Here is a 17093-nt window from a genome sequence, read left to right as displayed (position 1 = left end):
ATGGGCGAGGAGACGAGCGACCGCGACGCAGACGGCGACGGCGACTCCGGCGACCGCCCGTCGCTGGCCGACCAGCGGGACGTGGCGTCGGTGTACCAGCCGGCGGAGGACTCGGACCTGCTGGCACGGACGGCCCGGAAGCGAGTCCAAGCGGGCGACACAATCCTCGACGTGGGAACTGGCTCCGGCTACGTCGCCGCGACGCTCGCCGAGGCAGGCGCTCAAGCGGTCGGGGTCGACGTGAGTCCGCTGGCGTGTCGAGAGGCGGCCGACAACGGTGTCCCGGTCGTCCGCGGGAACCTCGTCGACCCGTTCCGGACGGACGCCTTCGACCTCGTGGCCTTCAACCCGCCGTATTTGCCGACGCCGCCCGAGCAGGAGTGGGACGACTGGATGGAACACGCGCTGTCGGGGGGCGACGACGGCCGCCGGCTCGTCGACCCGTTCCTCGAAACCGTCGAGCGCGTGCTGGCCCCGAGCGGCGAGGCGCTCGTCCTCGTCAGCAGTCTCACTGACCCGAAGGCAGTGCGAGCGTACGCGGCCGAACACGGCCTGGCGAGCGAACAGCTTGCCAGTGAGAAACACCCATACGAAGCGCTCGTCGTCCTGCGGTTCTATCGTGATTAATTACTGCTGAGCATTTAATCGAATAGGAAATATTAAAGCCCATCATTTCCTACCTCACGGCAATGACACAGGTAATCGCCACGACCCCTGGGCTCTTTCCGCTCCCGGACTGGGCCAAGGACGAACTGGCAGATCTGAAAGGCCATCAGAAGACCGACCTCATCTCGGGCGACGAGTCCGGCGAGGTCGTCGCGGCCTACGACGAGGCACGCGCGGAAGTCATCTCCATCCAGCAGGACGCCGGACTCGACCGCGTAGTCGAGGGCCAACTCCGCTGGGACGACATGCTCGCGCACCCGCTCGCGGTCCACGACAGCGTGGAGACGAAAGGCATCGTTCGCTACTACGACAACAACAACTTCTACCGAGAGCCGGTCGTGCAAGGTGACCTCAGTGCTGACGGCGGCGACGTCGCCGCAGACCTCGGTGCCGCGGCCGACCTCGTCGACTCGGGGCTGCAGGCCGTCCTTCCTGGCCCCTACTCGCTCGCGGACCTCGCGACCGACGAGCACTACGGCGACGACGCCGAGTTCCTCGACGCTATCGCCGACTTCCTCGTCGAAGAAGTGAACGCCTTCCCCGAGGTCGAGACGCTGTTCCTGCTCGAACCGTCGCTGGTCGAGAACGCCCCCGCCGACGGCGAGGACGAACGCGCCGCCGAGGCAATCGACGCCGTCGCCTCGGCCGCCGACGCCGAGGTCGTCGCCCACACCTACTGGGGTGCAATCGAGGAGAAGGCCTACGCGCACCTGATGGACGCCGCCGTGGACGCCATCGGCTTCGACCTCGTTTCGAGCCACGACCAGACCGTCTACAACGTTCAGGAGTACGGCACCAAGGACGACGTTGCGCTGGGCGTCGTCGACGGCCAGAACACGCTCGTCGAGTCCCCCGAGACGATCCGGGACCGCATCGACTGGTTCGAACAGCAGACCAACACCGCCTACGACACCGTCTACGCGACGGCGAACACGGAGACGTTCTACCTCCCGGTGAACAAGTTCGAAGACAAGCTCGAAGCCCTCGCAAACGCCGCGGACCTGGAGGCGGCGGAGGCATAACCAATGACAGGACCACGAGACCAGTTCAAGCCGGCGGATCACCCGAACGACCACTTCCTGCTGACGACCGTCGTCGGCTCCTACCCCAAGCCCAAGTGGCACGACCGTGCCCGCGAGCTGTTCGAGGACGAGGACGCCGACTTCGGCGAAGACGAGTGGGAAGAATCGAAAGACGACGCCTCGCGGCTCATCACCCACGAGCACGAGCGCGCGGGGCTGGACGTCATCTGCGACGGCGAGATGCGCCGCAACGAGATGGTGGAGTACTTCGCCCACCGCATCGACGGCTACGAGTTCAACGGCCGCGTGAAGGTGTGGGGCCACAACTACTTCGACAAGCCGAGCGTCGCCGACGAGGTCGAGTACGACGAGCAGTGGCTCGTCGAGGAGTTCGAGTTCACCGACGAGGTCGCCGAGCGCCCGGTCAAAGTCCCCATCACGGGCCCGTACACGCTGGCGAACTGGTCGTTCAACGAGGTGTACGACAGCGAGGAGCAACTGGCCTACGAGCTTGCGGACCTCGTCAACGAGGAGATAGAGGCGCTCGTCGAGGCCGGCGCCCGCTACATCCAGATCGACGAGCCCGCGCTGGCCACGACGCCGGACGACCACGCCATCGTCGGCGAGTGTCTGGAGCGCATCGTCGACGAGATTCCCGACGACGTGCGCCTCGGCCTGCACGTCTGTTACGGCGATTACTCGCGTATCTATCCCGAAATCCTCGATTACCCGGTCCACGAGTACGACCTGGAACTGGCCAACGGCGACTACGACCAGCTCGACGTGTTCAAGGACCACGAGTTCACGAAGGACTTCGCCATGGGCGTGCTGGACGCTCACACGGCCGAAGTCGAGTCCGTCGAGGAGATCAAGGACAACATCAAGAAGGGCCTTGAAGTCGTCCCGCCCGAGCGTCTCACCGTCTCCCCGGACTGTGGCGTGAAGCTCCTGCCCCGCGAGGTCGCCTACGGCAAGATGGAGAACATGGTGCAGGCGGCCCGGGAAATCGAAGCGGAACTGGACGCCGGTGAAATCGACGTCGTTTCGAGTGGTGCGGAAGCGAGCGCGGATGACTAGCGAGGTCGCGCAGCGACCTCGAACAGTCGAGCGGGGAGCGGAGCGACCCGCGAGACGATTGAACCGGTGAGCGGTCTCGGCTGCGAGACAGGCGAATCGGTGAGCGGTCTCGGCTGCGAGACAGGCGAATCGGTGAGCGGCTCTCGAAGTAGCGAGCAGTGAAACTGCAAACGGTGTGAGCGACCAGCGTGGGTGGGAACCGCGAAACGTGAGCGGCGAGCGGAACGAACTAAGACCCAAACCGCCCGAGCGAAGCGGTGGCGCAACTCACCGTGTTTTCGACGCATGAGGGCTGTGATTTCGGCAGCTATCGAATATTCTCGGGCGCGGCGGTTCGTGAACCGGCAAAAATCGCAGACACACGTAGTGCCCACATCGGGACCTGCACCAAACACTGCCGGCGGTAGGCAGGCCAGTGCAATCGTGAACAGTTCCTCACAGGACTGCCTGAGCACCAAAGCACCGGCCAGACAAGTATACTCTTTCTTATGGTTTTTCGAACTGGTTGTTTAAACCGGATAGAACACAGTCCAGATTTATTCGACAGCTATCGAATTAGGCATCGACCGAGGGGGAAAATTACTGTAGATACACCAACAATATAAGGGGTTACACTATTCAGCATAATACCTCATATTATGGTTACAGAGGCGCTCAGAACTGCAATTCCTACAACGGCTTCTATGCTGTATGGTAGCACGTGTTACTGGGAAAGAGTTTTGAGGGTATCTGGAGAAGCTAGCGATGAGAAAGCTATGACAGGGGACACACACCTTCGGGCGGAACTGTATCTTCGAGGAGATACCTACGGAACGTTCGACGCACAGCAACAGGTGCTCAATCGGGTCAAACGACTGGAGGCCAACGGCGTGTTCAGCGAGTCGATGGTCGCCGGAGAGTGGCAGCGAATCCGGACGATGGCGGAGGACAAGCGGTCCGAGGCCATCCAGACCTACGAGGAGTTCATGAACTGGGCGGGCCGGAACGGCCACTCGCTCGAACCGGCCTTCGAGCGGCGGAACCGGACCTACGTCGGGATGGACCGCGTCGACGACGTTGTCGTGTTCCCGGTCGTCTCGCTGGCTATCTACGATGGCGACGACCTGGAGGGCGTGTTCCCGTGCTCGGACGAGGAACGGACCTACACCGTCGGTGACGCGCTGGAGGCCTTCGAGCGCGGCGACGAGGGCTGGCTCGCACAGTTCGACTCGCTGTCGGTCGACCGGACCGACCCGCTGCTGGAACCGGGCGTTAACACGACGGTCTAACCGCGCAGCGCGTCGACCGGTTCCTCGCTCGCCGCTTTCCAGGCCGGATACAGGCCGCTGACGATGCTCGTCAGCACTCCAAAGGAGAACGCCGCGCCGACGTACCAGGCGTTTGGCAGCCTGAAGACGGCCATCGCGTCACCGACAGCGTAGTGGTTTATCGCCAGCCCGGCGCCGACGCTCAAGATGACGCCGGCGATGCCACCGAGGAAGCCGAGCAGCGTCGCCTCCATCAACATCACTTTGAGGACGTCCCGCTTCTGGTAGCCGACCGCTCTGAGGACGCCGATCTCCTCACGGCGTTCGACGGTGGACATCAGCATGACGTTGAGAATCGAGATGCCGGCCACCAGCAGCGATATCGATGCGATGCCGGCGAGGACGGTGTTGATGATCTGGAACTGCTGTTCGATGGTGTCGACGAGAGTGCCCAGTTCCTGGACGAAGACCCGCTGCTCGCGGTCGTTGAGCGAGTCGCGTATCCCCATGGCGGTCTCGTTGGCCCGCGTCCCAGTGGACTCGGTGATGTACACCTCCGAGTAGCCGCGCTGGCTGAACGAGGTCGCTGGCACTATGACCCGGTTGTCGGGGTTCGTCGAGGAGAACGGGTCGCCTTCCGCGAGTACGGCCCGGATACGGACGTTGGTCCCGTTGATAGTGATCTGCGCCCCCGGGTGCAGGTCGTGTTCCTCGGCGACGTTCGACCCGACGAGCGCGCCGGTCCGGAACGGCGAGACCCGCCCCTCCTCGGCCTCGTACAACTCCGCCGGGTTCTCCACGCCGTATATCGTTTCCCGGACCGCCTCCTCCCGGTTGTACGACACCGGCTCTACGCGGGTCTTTACCGGTGAGACGGTCGCTGTCGGGCTTGCCTCTCTGCGGATGGCTCGGATATCCCGTTCGGTGAGTTCAGTGATGTTCTCGCCGGAGTTCGGGTACACCGTGAGCTGGTTCCCGACGTCGCCGAGGTTCTGAGTGAACGAGTACTGGAGCGCGACGCCGAACATCCCGAGGGAGGCGATGGCAACGACGCCGATGACGATGCCAAGCGACGCCAGCAGCGACCGCATCTTCGTCCGCGTGAGGTTGCGTCGCGCCATCAGCGCGGCCGGGAAGAACCTACCCGCCATTCTTGCGTTCCCTCCCGATGGTGCCGTCGACCAGATGGACGGTCCGGTCGACGTATTCGTTGACCAGGTCGTCGTGGGTGACCGCGACGATAGCCACGTCGTCCTCGTCGGCGATGCGGCGGAACTCGTCGAGTATCTGTCGCCCGGTCCCGCTGTCGAGGTTGCCCGTCGGCTCGTCGGCGAGGACGACCTTCGGGCTGTTGATGAGCGAGCGCGCGATGGCGACGCGTTGCTTCTGGCCGCCGGAGAGTTCGTCGGGCTTGTGGTCCAGTCGGTCGCCGAGCCCGAGCCGCTCTAGGAGCGACCTGGCCCGGTTCGTGACCTCCGGGTCGCGGTCCAACAGCAGGGGGACCTCGACGTTCTCGACGGCAGTCAGCGTCGGCAGGAGATAGAAGTGCTGGAACACGAAGCCGATGGTCCGCTTGCGGAGCGACGTCCGCTTGCGGTCGCCGAGGCCGGTCACGTCCTGGCCCTCCAGCAGGACAGTCCCTTCTGTCGGCGTGTCAAGCAGCCCGAGGATGTTCAGCAGGGTCGTCTTGCCACTGCCGCTGGGGCCCATGATCGAGACGAACTCGCCGGATTCGAGCGCGAAGTCGATGCCCGCCAGTGCGTACAGGGTCTGGCCCCCGGTGCGGTAGCGCTTGACCAGCCCCTCTGCGTCGATGACTGTCATACCTCGATATCGTCGTCACCGCGGCGGTAGCGGCGCACGAGGACACCGACGACGACCAGCAGGGCCAGCCCGCCGGCGATGAACACCGGCAACATGCTGTTCTGGTTCCCGCCGCCGCTGTCGCCGTCCTCGCCCTGCTGCTGTGCCACGCCGCCCGTCCGGTCGATGGCTACGTCGAACGTCTGTCGCTTCCGCGTGTCGTCGACGAGGTAGGTCACTTCCAGTGGCACCGACGTGACGTTCCCCTCCGTGCGGGCGTACACGTCGAAGGAGACGAAGTCACTGGCCGGGACCGTGCCGACGAAGTAGTCGCGGTTCGGCGTCGCCGGAGTGACCGTCTCGGTATCGACGACACTGACGAGGACGCTGTCCGCGCCTGTCGACCCGACGTTGCTTGCACTCCCGGATATCTGGAGGCGTCCCCCCTGCCGGAGCACGTCCAGACCGGTGAGGTCTATCGTTCCCGGGACGGACCGGAGCGTCGTCTCGGCGGTCGTCTGCTCCGTGTCGGTCCCGAGTTCGTAGTCGGCGGTGACGGTGACATCCGCACGCGGCTCGTCCATCGTGGCGTTCAGTCGCACCTGGCGGGTCGTGCTGGCCGAGACGTTTTCCAGCAGCACGCGCTGGAACGACGCGTTCTCGGAGGACGCGCTCACGATGACATCCGATAGCGGAGCGTTGGCCCCGTTAGAGACGGCGACTCGCAGTGCGCGGTCGGTACCGCTGCCGACCGCAGTCGTGTCGAGTTCCACGCTGTTCCGGAGCGGGTCCGACTCGACGACTGTCGTCCGGGTCGTCTCGCGGATGGTCTCTCCGTCGACTGTGTAGCTAACCGTCGCGGTCAGCGGGTGTTCGCCGGCGGATTCCGGTCGGAACCGAAACGGGGCAGTCATCGACCCGTTCTGTGCGACGCTTGACCGGACTGTGCGGCTCTCCGTCATCTCGACGCCGTCGCCCTCGACGACGACTTCGACGTTCGTTATCTGGGAGTCGAGTCCGTTTGCGACGGTGACCTGACCGGCCGATTCGACGCCGGCCACGGAGTCGTTGGCCGTGATATCCACCTGCGGGTGACGGTCCTGGACGCTCAGTTGGACCGGATATTTGAGCTCGACGTTCTCCCCAGTCCCGCGGTCGCGGCCGTACACGATGACGCGGAGGTCCTTGCTCCCGGACGAATCAAAGGAGGCGGTCAGCGGTACTTCCAGCGTGCTGCCCGGCGAAATCGAACCCAGGTTCGAGACGCGTTCGTACTCTGTGACACCTCTCCCGCCCGACTTCCGGATTGCGATGTCGTTGATTTCGAGCGGCGCGTCGCTGCTCTGGAGGTTCCGGACAGTCGTCTCGAACGTGACGGTTTCGCCCGGTGCCGGTGTCGAGGGCGACACCTCGACGTTCGAGATGGACGCGTTGACGCTCGCGCCGGCGACAGCGGGCGGAAGCGAGCCGATTACGACCAGACAGGCGAGCACAGCAACGCCCTGGCGCATTACGCGGTCACCTCTGTCCGCAGTAGCTGTGTGCCGGTCCGACCGCTCAGGAGGAGGAAGCTATCGGGGACCACTATCATGTGGGCCGGTCAGTTCCGGTCGATGTTAAATATGCTGCATATTATCTCGGTGGGAAACTGCTATCACAGCGCCCCTCCCAGCGGTGGACATGCGCGTCATCTGTGCCGGCCACGTCAACTGGGACGTGACGCTCCGGGTCGACCACTTCCCGAAGCCCGACGGCGAGGGGCGTATCACCGACCAGTCACAGTCCAGCGGGGGGAGCGCGTCGAACGTGGCCGTCGCGCTCGCCGGACTTGAGGCGGACCCGGTAGTCCTCGGTAGCGTCGGGCGGGACGACCACGGAACCATGGCCCGGCGCGAACTGACGGCCACCGGCGTCGAGACGCTGCTGGTCGAATCGGACCAGCCGACGGCGGTGAAGTACCTCATCGTAGACGGGAACGGCGACGTCGCGGTGCTCGGAAACGACGGGGCCAACGAGGCCTTCTGCGCGTCGGACCTCCCGGCCGAGACCCTGGCCGAGGCTGACCATCTCCACCTGACCGGTCAGGACCCCGGGACGGCCGCGACGCTCGCACGCGACGCTGCAAGTGCGGACGTCCCGGTGAGCTTCGACCCCGGTCGCCGGCTCCCGTTCCGGGATTACTCGGCGGTGCTCTCACACGCGGATATCCTGTTCTGTAACGACCGGGAGGCCGACCACGCCAGGGACCGCGGGCTCTTCGAAACAGTGTCGACGGTCGTGGTCAAACACGGGGACTGCGGCGCGACGGCCCATATGGACGACCGGACGGTCACGAACGCCGGGTATCCCATAGAGCCGGTCGACACCGCGGGCGCAGGCGACGCGTTCGCCGCCGGGTATCTCCTCGCCGACGCACGCGGGACCGATCCGGAGGGGGCACTCGCAGTCGCAAACGCCTGTGGCGCGCTCGCAGCGCAGTCGACCGGCGCACAGACGGCGCTGGACTGGGAGTCGGTGTGGGACCTGGTCGACAGCGGACAATCGCCCGAGACGGTCTAATCCGCCCGTATCTCCACGACGAGTCGCTCGAACTGCTGGCGATACTGGGCTTCCCCGCGGGGGACCGCGAGGCCGGGCTCGTCGGCGAAGGGGACGTCGCCCGGCGGCTTGAACTTCACAACCACCTCGTTACGCCTTGCCGCTGTGGCGTAGCGGCACCACGGGGACATCGCTCTGGGTGCCCCCGCCCGGCGTTTCGACCCGGAACCCCTCGTAGTCCGGGCCCGACTCCACCAGCACGGTTTCGATGTCCTGTGCCGGAGTCTGCACTGACACACTGTATAGCCGGCCAGCAGTGCAGTCCGTCAATCACGTCACCGACCGAGAGGGTCGTGTCGTTACCCGCCAATGTCGCGGGGTCTTTGTAGCCACAGTCCTCAGAGAGCGGTATGCGCACGGTCGAAATCGACGATCTCTCGGTGGGCGATGGCCACCCGACTCGCGTCATGAGCGTGCTGAACATGAGTTCGAACTCCGGGTACAAGCCGAGCGTGTATCTGGACCCCGAGGCGGCCGCCGACGCCATCGAGGAGACCCTCGTCCCCGCCGGCGCGGATATCATCGACGTCGGCCTCCAGTCGGCAAACCCCAAGTACGAGTCCAAGCCGGTCGAGATGGAGAAAGACCGCCTCGAAGAGGTCGCGCCGCTCGTCGACGAACTCGACGCCGACGTGCCGCTGTCGCTCGAAACGCGCTACGCCGAGGTCGCCGAGGAGGCCATCGGTTACGGCTTCGACCTCATCAACGACGTGTGTGGCTTCGCCGACCCGGACATGAAAGGCGTCGTCGAGGACCACGACATGCCGGTCGTCAAGATGGCCAGCCCGCCGGACCTGGCCAGGCCCGGCGCGCTGAAAACCATCGACGACATCTTCGAGGCGCTCCAGCGCGACGGGTTCACCGACAGGACAATCATCGACCCGGCCTTCGGCGGCTGGTACGACGGCAAGGAGTTCGAGGACAACTGGGAGATGTTCCGCCGCCTCCGGGAGTTCCGCGCCTTCGACCGGCCGATGCTCACCGCGACCAACCGCGAGGACTTCCTCGGTGACCTGGCCGACCAGCCCGAGACGGAGAACCAGCTCGCCGTGTCACTGGCCGCGGCGACGATGGAAGTCGAACGCGGGGCCCACATCATCCGCACACACGACACCCGCGAGACCCACGACGTGGTCAAGGTGGCCGACGCGCTCGGCGACGAGCGGACGACGCGGGCGGAGACCGAACCCGGCCCCACCGTGGCGGAACTGACCGACGTGACGCTGCGGGAGGTGGCCCGGCATCAGTCCCTGGGCGAGACGGTCGCCGGCGGCACCGACGACGGCGCGACACTCACGTTCCTGCTGGGCGACCTGACCGACGACGCCCGCGCGAGCCTCCGGGCCGTCGCCGAGGTGACCGACGTGGTGGTCGTCGAGAAAGACGGCGGGGGGCTCTACGTCGGCGGCGCCGCGGCCGCGGTGAAGGTCGTCACGGACAGCCTCGCCGAGGACGGCCACCGGGAGCTCGCTGGCGAACTGCGAGCGTCGCTGTCCCGTCGCGTGTAGTCCGTCCGAATCGGACGCCCCGCTTATACTAACTCGTCGTGGAGGTCGTGGAACGACCCGATAGTGAGGTCCGGCTGACCGGCGAAGGCGTCCCACGGGCCGTCGTCGCGGTTGACCCACACGCCCTGCATCCCGGCGTGCATCGCGCCGTACACGTCGAAGTACCCGGCCGTGACGTGGGCGATTGCCTCGATCTCGGTCCCCGTTCGCGCCGCGGCGTGGCGGTACAGTTCGGCCGCCGGCTTGAACGTCTCTATCTCGTCGGCACTGACCGTGTCTTCGAGCAGGCCGCCGATGCCGGCGAACTCGACCATGGAGTCGAGCATCTCGGGGTTGCCGTTCGAGACGACATAGAGGTCGTAGCCGGCGTCGTAGAGCCTGTTCATCCCGTCGCGAACGTCGTCGAACACGTCGAGTTCGTGATAAACCGCGAGGATCTCGTCTCGTTCCTCCGTGGAGATGTCGACGCCGTGGGCGTCCAGCGCGTACTGGAGCGCGTCGCGGTTCATCTCGTAGAACGGTTTGTAGGCGTCGATCTGGTTGGCGAGGAAGGTGTACGCCAGCGAGCGGGAGCGCCAGAGCCGGGACACCGGCCGGGGGTCGTCCACCCGGTCGGCGAGTGCTTTCTGGGCCGCTTCGACGTCGACGATGGTGCTGTACGAGTCGAACGTAATCGTCGTCACGCGGTCCGGGTCGAACGGCATAGGCACCCGTAGAACCGGCGCCCTCATATAGCCAGTCGCCGGGTCGGGCATTCAGGCGGCAGGACCGACAGGTACGAACGGCGATTGACATCCTCCTCCGCGTGAACGCGGAGGAATCCCGAGCGGTGGGAGTTTCAGGTTCGCAGTCCAAGTAGCGGACTACCAGACCTTTCGGGCGCGGGTAGTCCCACAACATCGGACTGGTGGACTGCTGGCGGTGCCAAACCGCCGTTACCCCTATCCTCAACCGTGTTTTGGCGTCCAAGTGTTGTTTTGGCCACGGGGACGCCAGCAGGCGTCAGCAGACTCGGGGGTATCGTATCGCGTGCTTTGAGCACTCGGCACGTTGGCACACCCTTCGAGGATGTGTCGTTCACCGACTGTCCTTTCGGATACTACCTCGTTACGTGGGCGGACAGGCCGCCTCCGAAGGACGGTTCGGAATCCGCTCCGTTCCGACCGATTCCTACCTGTTAACAGGGTTGCCTGTCACTTAAACGCCGGTATTCTGAAACCCAAGAGGGGCGTCGAACGTGGATTCTCTCCCAAGTTGACGGCGCGTATCCACGGCCTGAAGGCCGTGGTATTGCGCCTGCTCAGCCTATAAACCGCAGACAACGGGCGACGCTACCCCTCGCACGTGGCTTTATCTCCCGTGCGGCCCCACTGCGAGCCATGTCGAAGGCACATACGTTCCAGTCTCTGACGGTCGCTGCTCGACGGACGGGAGTCAGCAGATGACGGTGCGGGACGTGTATCTCCCGGTCGCGGCACAGCCGTCGGTCGACACCCTGGTCGAGATGAGCCAGCAGGCCGAAGCCCACGGCTACGACCGGGTCTGGCTCCCGGAGACGTGGGGGCGGGACGCGGTGACGACGCTGACGAGCATCGCCGAGCGCACGTCGACGGTCGGGCTGGGCTCCTCGATTCTGAACGTGTACTCACGGTCGCCGGCGCTGCTCGGCCAGACCGCGGCGACGCTGCAGGAGGTCTCGGACGGCCGCTTCCGCGCCGGCGTCGGCCCGTCCGGACCCATCGTCATCGAGGGCTGGCACGGCCGTGAGTTCGAGCGTCCGCTGAAGTACACCCGGGAGGCCGTCGAGGTCATGAAACTGGTCCTCTCGGGGGAGCGCGTCGAGTACGACGGCGACGTCTTCTCGCTGTCGGGCTTTCGACTGCGCTGTGAGCCGCCCGAACCCGCGCCGCCCGTGGACGCCGGCGGCCTCGGTCCGAAATCGGTCGAACTCGCCGGCCGCTTCGCCGACGGCTGGCACGCGCTGATGCTGACCGCCGACGGCCTGCGGGACCGGCTGGAGGACTTCGAGCACGGGGCGGCCCTCGGCGACCGCGACCGCGCGGACCAGCGGGTGACGCTGTCGCTGACGTGCTGTGCGATGGACGACCGGGACCGGGCCCGCGAACTGGCCCGCCAGCACGTGGCGTTCTACATCGGCGGCATGGGGACGTTCTACCGCGACGCGCTGGCCCGACAGGGGTACGAGGACACCGCCTACGAAATCGCGGAGCAGTGGGCGTCGGGCGACAAAGCGGCTGCCGTCGACGCCATCGGGGACGAGCTACTGGACAGCATTGCTGTTGCCGGCACGCCCGACGAGTGTGGCGAGCGCCTGGCAGAGTTCGAGGCCATCGATGGGGTAGACGCCATCAACGTCTCGTTCCCCCGCGCCGCTGACCGGGACACGATAGACGCGACTATCGACGTACTGGCGCCCTGAATCGGGGCCGCGTCGTCAGTCGCCGTCCACCGGCGTGATATCGTCGCGTCGACCGTCGAGCACGTCGAAGCGCTCGCCGCGGCGCTGTTCCAGCCAGTGCAGGAGGCGTTCGGCCCAGCCGAGCTTCTGTCGCTTTTCCGCAGTCACGGACGGGTCCTCGAAGTCCCAGCCGGGGAACACGAGCGTTGCAGCGCCGAAGTGGTCCGCGAGGAACGCGGCGCGGTCGCCGTCGGTGAAGCCGCCGTAGTTGCGGACCGGCGGGGCGGGCGTCGCCTGCGTCGTCGGCACGACGAACTCGGTGTCGTAGGCCGGAACGTGGGTCTCCAGTGCCGGGACGTTGTCGCCGTGGGCGTGGACGACGACCGGCGTCCCGTCCGCAGTCAGTTCCCGCCCGGTGTCGGCGTTCTTGTCCAGGTCCGTGACCATGCAGTCGACGGCGACGCCTTCGGTCTGCAGGCGGTCGGCAGCCGTCGACGCCGCGAGGACCACGTCGGCGTCGGCCGCTCGGTCGGCCTCGGCTTCGAGCGACGGGCCGGCCCCGGCGACGGCCACCGTTGCGCCCTCGAGTCCGAGCCGGGTCGGGTCGTACGTCCCGTCGTCGCCGAGCAGTTCGACGAACCGGTCGCAGGCGTGCTCGTCGCCGTCACGGGGATAGCCGAAGTCGCCGAGAATATCCTCGTACACCGGCTCCCAGGTGTGAAACTCCATCTGTCGTCAGACACCACGCGGCGGAGGTGCTTCTGTCTTGTTCACCCACACCGGTCAGCGGTTCCAATACGCTCAAACCCCGCAACGTAGCTGTCGCTGTCGGATTCGTGTCCAGATAAACCGAGTTGAGCCGAAATGGCACGTCCGTGTACCCCTACCCGGGTGCCCTTTCGGCTTTCACCCATTTCTTTCGAGGCCTCCGGTATAAGTTTTCTCTTACCGTCAGACATAGATGACAGTCTCACAGGCCGAGAGGGCCTGTACCCTGGACCTGCGAGTCACCAGTCCACGACAGTCTCAAGGCCGGCCAGCACCTATTGGGGCCAAATGGTGCCGGAACTGTCAGTAAACGCGCAGGACGGTGCAGTTCCGGACTCGCTGGTGGTCGTCTCGAACCGTGAGCCGTACAGCCACGAGCGGGGCGACGACGGCGAGATACGGGTCCAGTCCGCGGCGGGTGGGCTGACGAGCGCACTCGACCCGGTGATGCAGTCACGGGGCGGCACCTGGGTCGCCTGGGGCAGCGGCGATGCCGACATGGCCGTGGCAACGGACGGCGTCGTCGAGGTCCCACCCTCTGACCCGGCGTACGACCTGAAACGCGTTCCCCTCTCCGAAGCGGCGGTAGAGGGCTACTACTACGGCTACGCCAACCAGGTGCTCTGGCCGCTCTGCCACGAGGACACGGGCCGGATATGGGCCGAACCCGCCTACTGGGACCAGTACCGCGCCGTCAACGAGCAGTTCGCCGAGGCCGTCGATGCGGTCGCCGACGCGGGGCAGCCGGTCTGGTTCCAGGACTACCACCTGGCGCTCGCGCCCAGACTGCTCCGGGACCGACGGCCGGATGCGACGCTGTTGCAGTTCTGGCACATCCCCTGGCCCGCGCCGTCGGTGTTCGGGCACTGTCCCCACAGCGACGCGCTCCTCGATGGGATGCTGGCGTGTGACGTCATCGGCTTTCACACGGCGGCGTACGCCGAGCAGTTCCTCCACTGCGTCGACAGCGCGTTCCCCGCGGCGACTGTCGACACGGACAGCGGGACGGTCGCTCGCGGCGGTGACAGGACACGCGCCGTCGCGAACCCGCTTGGTATCGACGTCGAGGGGGTTCGGGACCGAGCGCGGGACGCTGGCGTTGCCAGCATCCGGGATACCGTGCTGGGCGGCAGCCGCTCGGACACGTCGATTCCCATCGCGCTCGGCGTCGAACGGCTCGACTACTCGAAGGGCATCCCGGAGCGCATCGAGGCGCTGGCACACCTCTGGGACCGGCGGCCGGACCTCCGCGGAGCGTTCACGTACGTCCAGAAGGCGAGCCGAACCCGGGAGGGGATCGCCGCCTATCGCCGGTACCGGGCGGACGTCCTCGATGCCGTCGAGCGGGTCAACGACCGCTTCGGGACCGACGACTGGCAGCCCATCGTCTACACAGAGGCTACCCTCGACAACGAGACGCTCGCCGGACTGTACCGGGCCGCCGAGGTCGCGGTGGTGACGCCACACCGCGACGGCATGAACCTCGTCGCCCACGAGTACCCGGTAGCTTGCATCGACGGCGACGGCGCGCTCGTGTTGAGCGAACTGGCCGGCGCAGCGACGCACCTCGACGGCGCACTGACCGTCAACCCACACGATATCGCCGCGATTGCGGACGCCATAGAGGCGGCGCTAGAGCTCGACCCGAAAGAAGCCAGTGACCGGCTTGCACGTCTCACGGACAGCGTCGAGTCCTTCGACAGTTCAGGCTGGGTCGCCAGGCAGTTCAGCGCCGGGCAGTCGCCGTAGTTCTCCGCGTCGTTGTCGGGCCTACGCGTCCGAGAGCCAGTCCGGCTCCGCGACGGTGGTGTCGTCGACCTTCGAGACAGAGACCGACAGCGTCACCGTCACCGGTCGCCCGTCCCGTTCGGTCGTCACGCGGTACTGGAACGACCGGACGACGCCGTCCTCGTCGACGAGGACGGTCGCACTGGCAGCGTCCGTCGTCCCGTCGGCCGAGACGTTCGTCGAGACGGCGTCGTCGGCCGCGAAGCCGGTGACGTCGCTCCCGGTCGCTTCGAACCGCGAGACGCTGTCACCGTCGACCGTCTCGGTACCGGCGTAGGTCCAGTTGATGTCCGCCCCCAGCGACTGGAGCAGCGAGCGGTCGATGACGCTGCTCTCGTTGACCGGCTGGACCTGCCCGTCGTACGGCGGCGTGGCAGAGCGGTAGTCCGACATCGTTTCCCCACCGCGGGTGAGGACCCGACGCTCGGCGGTAGTCCCGTCGGCGGTGTAGGTCGTCGTCACCAGCGCGTCACCGCTGGCCTGGACCAGTTCGCCCGTCGCCAGCGACCGGTCGTTCTCGCGGTCGACCGCGACGGTCCGGTTGATGAACACCGACCGGTTCTCGCCGTCGCGGACCGTCGAGAGCTGGAACGACAGTGCGGTCGTAAACGACGAGTTAGACAGCGTCTCGAAGTGTCCGCGTTCGGTGGCCGCCGCGTCGAACCCGGACGTGCCGGGTGCGGGGCCGTTTGCATCAGCCGGTGTCGTTGTTACTGCTGTGTCTGAGCCGCCCGATCCCGCCTCGGAGCCGAGCAGGCCGGTGCAGCCAGCGGAGGCAGTCAGTAGCACCACGAGTGCAAGCGAGAGGTGGCGGCGTTCGAGTGACATACCGGAGCCACTGTATCAGTGAACTAGTTCGTTATGGCCGTTCAGCTGTCACGTTCTCGCTGCCGTCGGAAGGTGTGGCCCGCACTGTGTCCTCGAGGCGCGCTGTGGCCCGCTCTGGCTGCACCGCCACCGCACAGGAAGCCTGGGGTCGTGCCGCCCCCGTCCGACCAGCGTCAGACGCCCGTCATGCACGTCATGAGGGTTTAATATGAACCAAACCGCTATGAGAACTGTGCCTCTCGGTTCCGACCCGCTGTCCGAACTCGACATTCCCGACGGGACCACCGTCGAGGAACACGACCTGGTGACCGACGGAGATGTCATCGTCGGCGGCCAGTCGACCGTGGAGTTCGGCGTGCGCGGGCGGACGGTCATCGCCGACGAGCGGGTCCGTTTTGGCGGCCACATCGAAGCCGAAGGTGACTGTCGGCTGGACATGTGGTGTGACGTCGCGGACAACGTGCTCGTCGGCGAGGACGCCTACATCGGCGAGCGGGTCCATATCGGCGGCGAACTCCGGGTCGCGGGCGACCTGGACATCGGCGACGACGTGGACATCGAGAACGGGTTCGAGGCGAACGGCTGGATCGTCATCCGCAATCCGATGCCGACCATCGTCTTCCTCTTTGTGTACCTCTCGCAACTCCTCCGCATCGGCGAGGAAGACGCGGCCGAGGAGGTCATCGAGGAGATGCTCGATGACGGTGCCGACGAACACGATCCAGTGCTCATTCCACGCGGTGCGAGCGTCTCGGACGACGCCTGGCGCGTCTCGACGCCGGCGACGGTCGGCGACGACTGCCGGCTCCACGGCAACATCCGCGCGAAGTCCCTCGAAGTCGGCCGTGACACGGTCGTCTTCGGGAGTCTGCGGGCGAAAGACGATATCGTGGTCGGCCGGGGCACGGAAATAAAAGGGGACGTAACGACTCGCAGCGGCACCGTCCGCGTCGGCCCGGGGGCGAAGATCTGGGGCGACATCTCGGGGACGACCGTCGAACTCCACGAGAACGCGACGGTCGACGGGACGATTCGGACCAGCGAGGAGATGCGGATGCACACCGAGGCGGTGCTTGACCGCCCGGACGAGTCCGCTGCGGCGATGGCGGAGATGGCCGAATCGCTCGGAGCTGACACTGACACTACGGAGCCAGCGACCGAACAGAGCGATTCTGACGAACGTGGGTCGGCGACCGATGGAACAGCCGACGACGAACCGGCCACCGCGGACAATGTGGCAGCCGACGACGGAGACGGGGACGAGACGGCGACTGACAGCACCGGTTCCGGGGACGGTCCCGACGTGGAAGAGGCGGCGGAATCCACAGAGTAGCCACTCTGGAACCCATTCTGTGTGTTGGGTAGAACG

17 protein-coding genes are annotated in these 17093 nt (G+C 66.0%); 9 read left to right on the top strand and 8 right to left on the bottom strand.

Translation table 11 applies throughout. The features are described from left to right. From KZ498_RS08180 to KZ498_RS08165, 4 genes are all read left to right on the top strand, one after another. A complete protein-coding gene (locus KZ498_RS08180; RefSeq protein WP_312618197.1) occupies positions 1 to 627 on the top strand; it encodes a HemK2/MTQ2 family protein methyltransferase in 627 nt (208 codons plus the stop codon). Between the two features lie 62 nt (positions 628 to 689). Continuing rightward, positions 690 to 1688: a 5-methyltetrahydropteroyltriglutamate--homocysteine methyltransferase gene (locus KZ498_RS08175; RefSeq protein WP_312618196.1), complete on the top strand. Its 999-nt coding sequence runs from the start codon at positions 690 to 692 to the stop codon at positions 1686 to 1688. A 3-nt stretch (positions 1689 to 1691) separates the two neighbouring features. After that, positions 1692 to 2765: a methionine synthase gene (locus tag KZ498_RS08170; RefSeq protein ID WP_312618195.1), complete on the top strand. Its 1074-nt coding sequence runs from the start codon at positions 1692 to 1694 to the stop codon at positions 2763 to 2765. Positions 2766 to 3520: 755 nt separating this feature from the next. Further along, positions 3521 to 4033 (top strand): HTH domain-containing protein, encoded by a 513-nt coding sequence (locus KZ498_RS08165; RefSeq protein ID WP_312618194.1) that lies wholly within the window; start codon positions 3521 to 3523, stop codon positions 4031 to 4033. Here KZ498_RS08165 and KZ498_RS08160 read toward each other — a convergent pair. From KZ498_RS08160 to KZ498_RS08150, 3 genes are read right to left on the bottom strand one after another with little or no spacing between them, the layout of a single operon-like run. Beyond that, complete coding sequence (locus KZ498_RS08160) at positions 4030 to 5163, bottom strand: ABC transporter permease (protein WP_312618193.1); 1134 nt, start codon at positions 5161 to 5163, stop codon at positions 4030 to 4032. The genes KZ498_RS08165 and KZ498_RS08160 overlap by 4 nt on opposite strands. Then, positions 5153 to 5836, bottom strand: a complete 684-nt coding sequence (locus KZ498_RS08155) for an ABC transporter ATP-binding protein (protein ID WP_312618192.1) — start codon at positions 5834 to 5836, stop codon at positions 5153 to 5155. Before KZ498_RS08155 ends, KZ498_RS08160 begins: the two co-directional genes overlap by 11 nt. Then, on the bottom strand, positions 5833 to 7326 hold the full coding sequence (locus KZ498_RS08150) for a hypothetical protein (protein ID WP_312618191.1): 1494 nt from the start codon (positions 7324 to 7326) through the stop codon (positions 5833 to 5835). Before KZ498_RS08150 ends, KZ498_RS08155 begins: the two co-directional genes overlap by 4 nt. A gap of 169 nt (positions 7327 to 7495) precedes the next feature. Here KZ498_RS08150 and KZ498_RS08145 point away from each other — a divergent pair, with 169 nt between their 5' ends. Further along, positions 7496 to 8374: a PfkB family carbohydrate kinase gene (locus KZ498_RS08145; RefSeq protein WP_312618190.1), complete on the top strand. Its 879-nt coding sequence runs from the start codon at positions 7496 to 7498 to the stop codon at positions 8372 to 8374. Here the strand turns inward: KZ498_RS08145 and KZ498_RS08140 are convergent. Both KZ498_RS08140 and KZ498_RS08135 read right to left on the bottom strand, forming a co-directional pair. Continuing rightward, positions 8371 to 8493: a hypothetical protein gene (locus KZ498_RS08140; protein ID WP_312618189.1), complete on the bottom strand. Its 123-nt coding sequence runs from the start codon at positions 8491 to 8493 to the stop codon at positions 8371 to 8373. The two genes, KZ498_RS08145 and KZ498_RS08140, sit on opposite strands and share 4 nt — an antisense overlap. Positions 8494 to 8503: 10 nt before the next feature. Continuing rightward, complete coding sequence (locus KZ498_RS08135) at positions 8504 to 8650, bottom strand: hypothetical protein (protein WP_312618188.1); 147 nt, start codon at positions 8648 to 8650, stop codon at positions 8504 to 8506. A gap of 113 nt (positions 8651 to 8763) precedes the next feature. Here KZ498_RS08135 and KZ498_RS08130 point away from each other — a divergent pair, with 113 nt between their 5' ends. Further along, positions 8764 to 9921, top strand: a complete 1158-nt coding sequence (locus KZ498_RS08130) for a dihydropteroate synthase (protein ID WP_312618187.1) — start codon at positions 8764 to 8766, stop codon at positions 9919 to 9921. Positions 9922 to 9944: 23 nt separating this feature from the next. Here the strand turns inward: KZ498_RS08130 and KZ498_RS08125 are convergent, their stop codons facing one another. Next, complete coding sequence (locus KZ498_RS08125) at positions 9945 to 10625, bottom strand: haloacid dehalogenase type II (protein ID WP_312618186.1); 681 nt, start codon at positions 10623 to 10625, stop codon at positions 9945 to 9947. A gap of 737 nt (positions 10626 to 11362) precedes the next feature. On the opposite strand from KZ498_RS08125, the gene KZ498_RS08120 reads away from it, so the two are divergent. Next, on the top strand, positions 11363 to 12361 hold the full coding sequence (locus KZ498_RS08120) for a TIGR04024 family LLM class F420-dependent oxidoreductase (protein WP_312618185.1): 999 nt from the start codon (positions 11363 to 11365) through the stop codon (positions 12359 to 12361). 15 nt (positions 12362 to 12376) lie between these two features. Here the strand turns inward: KZ498_RS08120 and KZ498_RS08115 are convergent, their stop codons facing one another. Continuing rightward, positions 12377 to 13069: a 6-hydroxymethylpterin diphosphokinase MptE-like protein gene (locus KZ498_RS08115; RefSeq protein WP_312618184.1), complete on the bottom strand. Its 693-nt coding sequence runs from the start codon at positions 13067 to 13069 to the stop codon at positions 12377 to 12379. Between the two features lie 327 nt (positions 13070 to 13396). Here KZ498_RS08115 and KZ498_RS08110 point away from each other — a divergent pair, with 327 nt between their 5' ends. Next, complete coding sequence (locus tag KZ498_RS08110) at positions 13397 to 14857, top strand: trehalose-6-phosphate synthase (RefSeq protein ID WP_312618183.1); 1461 nt, start codon at positions 13397 to 13399, stop codon at positions 14855 to 14857. A gap of 21 nt (positions 14858 to 14878) precedes the next feature. Here the strand turns inward: KZ498_RS08110 and KZ498_RS08105 are convergent, their stop codons facing one another. Beyond that, the gene (locus tag KZ498_RS08105; protein WP_312618182.1) at positions 14879 to 15724 is read right to left on the bottom strand and encodes a hypothetical protein; all 846 of its coding nucleotides are present in this window, start codon (positions 15722 to 15724) and stop codon (positions 14879 to 14881) included. Positions 15725 to 15932: 208 nt separating this feature from the next. Here KZ498_RS08105 and KZ498_RS08100 point away from each other — a divergent pair, with 208 nt between their 5' ends. Then, positions 15933 to 17057, top strand: a complete 1125-nt coding sequence (locus tag KZ498_RS08100) for a polymer-forming cytoskeletal protein (RefSeq protein WP_312618181.1) — start codon at positions 15933 to 15935, stop codon at positions 17055 to 17057. Positions 17058 to 17093: the final 36 nt, after the last annotated feature.

Origin of the sequence: Haloarcula sp. 1CSR25-25 (genome assembly GCF_032027985.1) — an archaeon.
GTDB lineage: Archaea > Halobacteriota > Halobacteria > Halobacteriales > Haloarculaceae > Haloarcula.
Note: the sequence above shows the minus strand (reverse complement) of the source record. Positions and strands in the feature narration are given on the sequence as shown.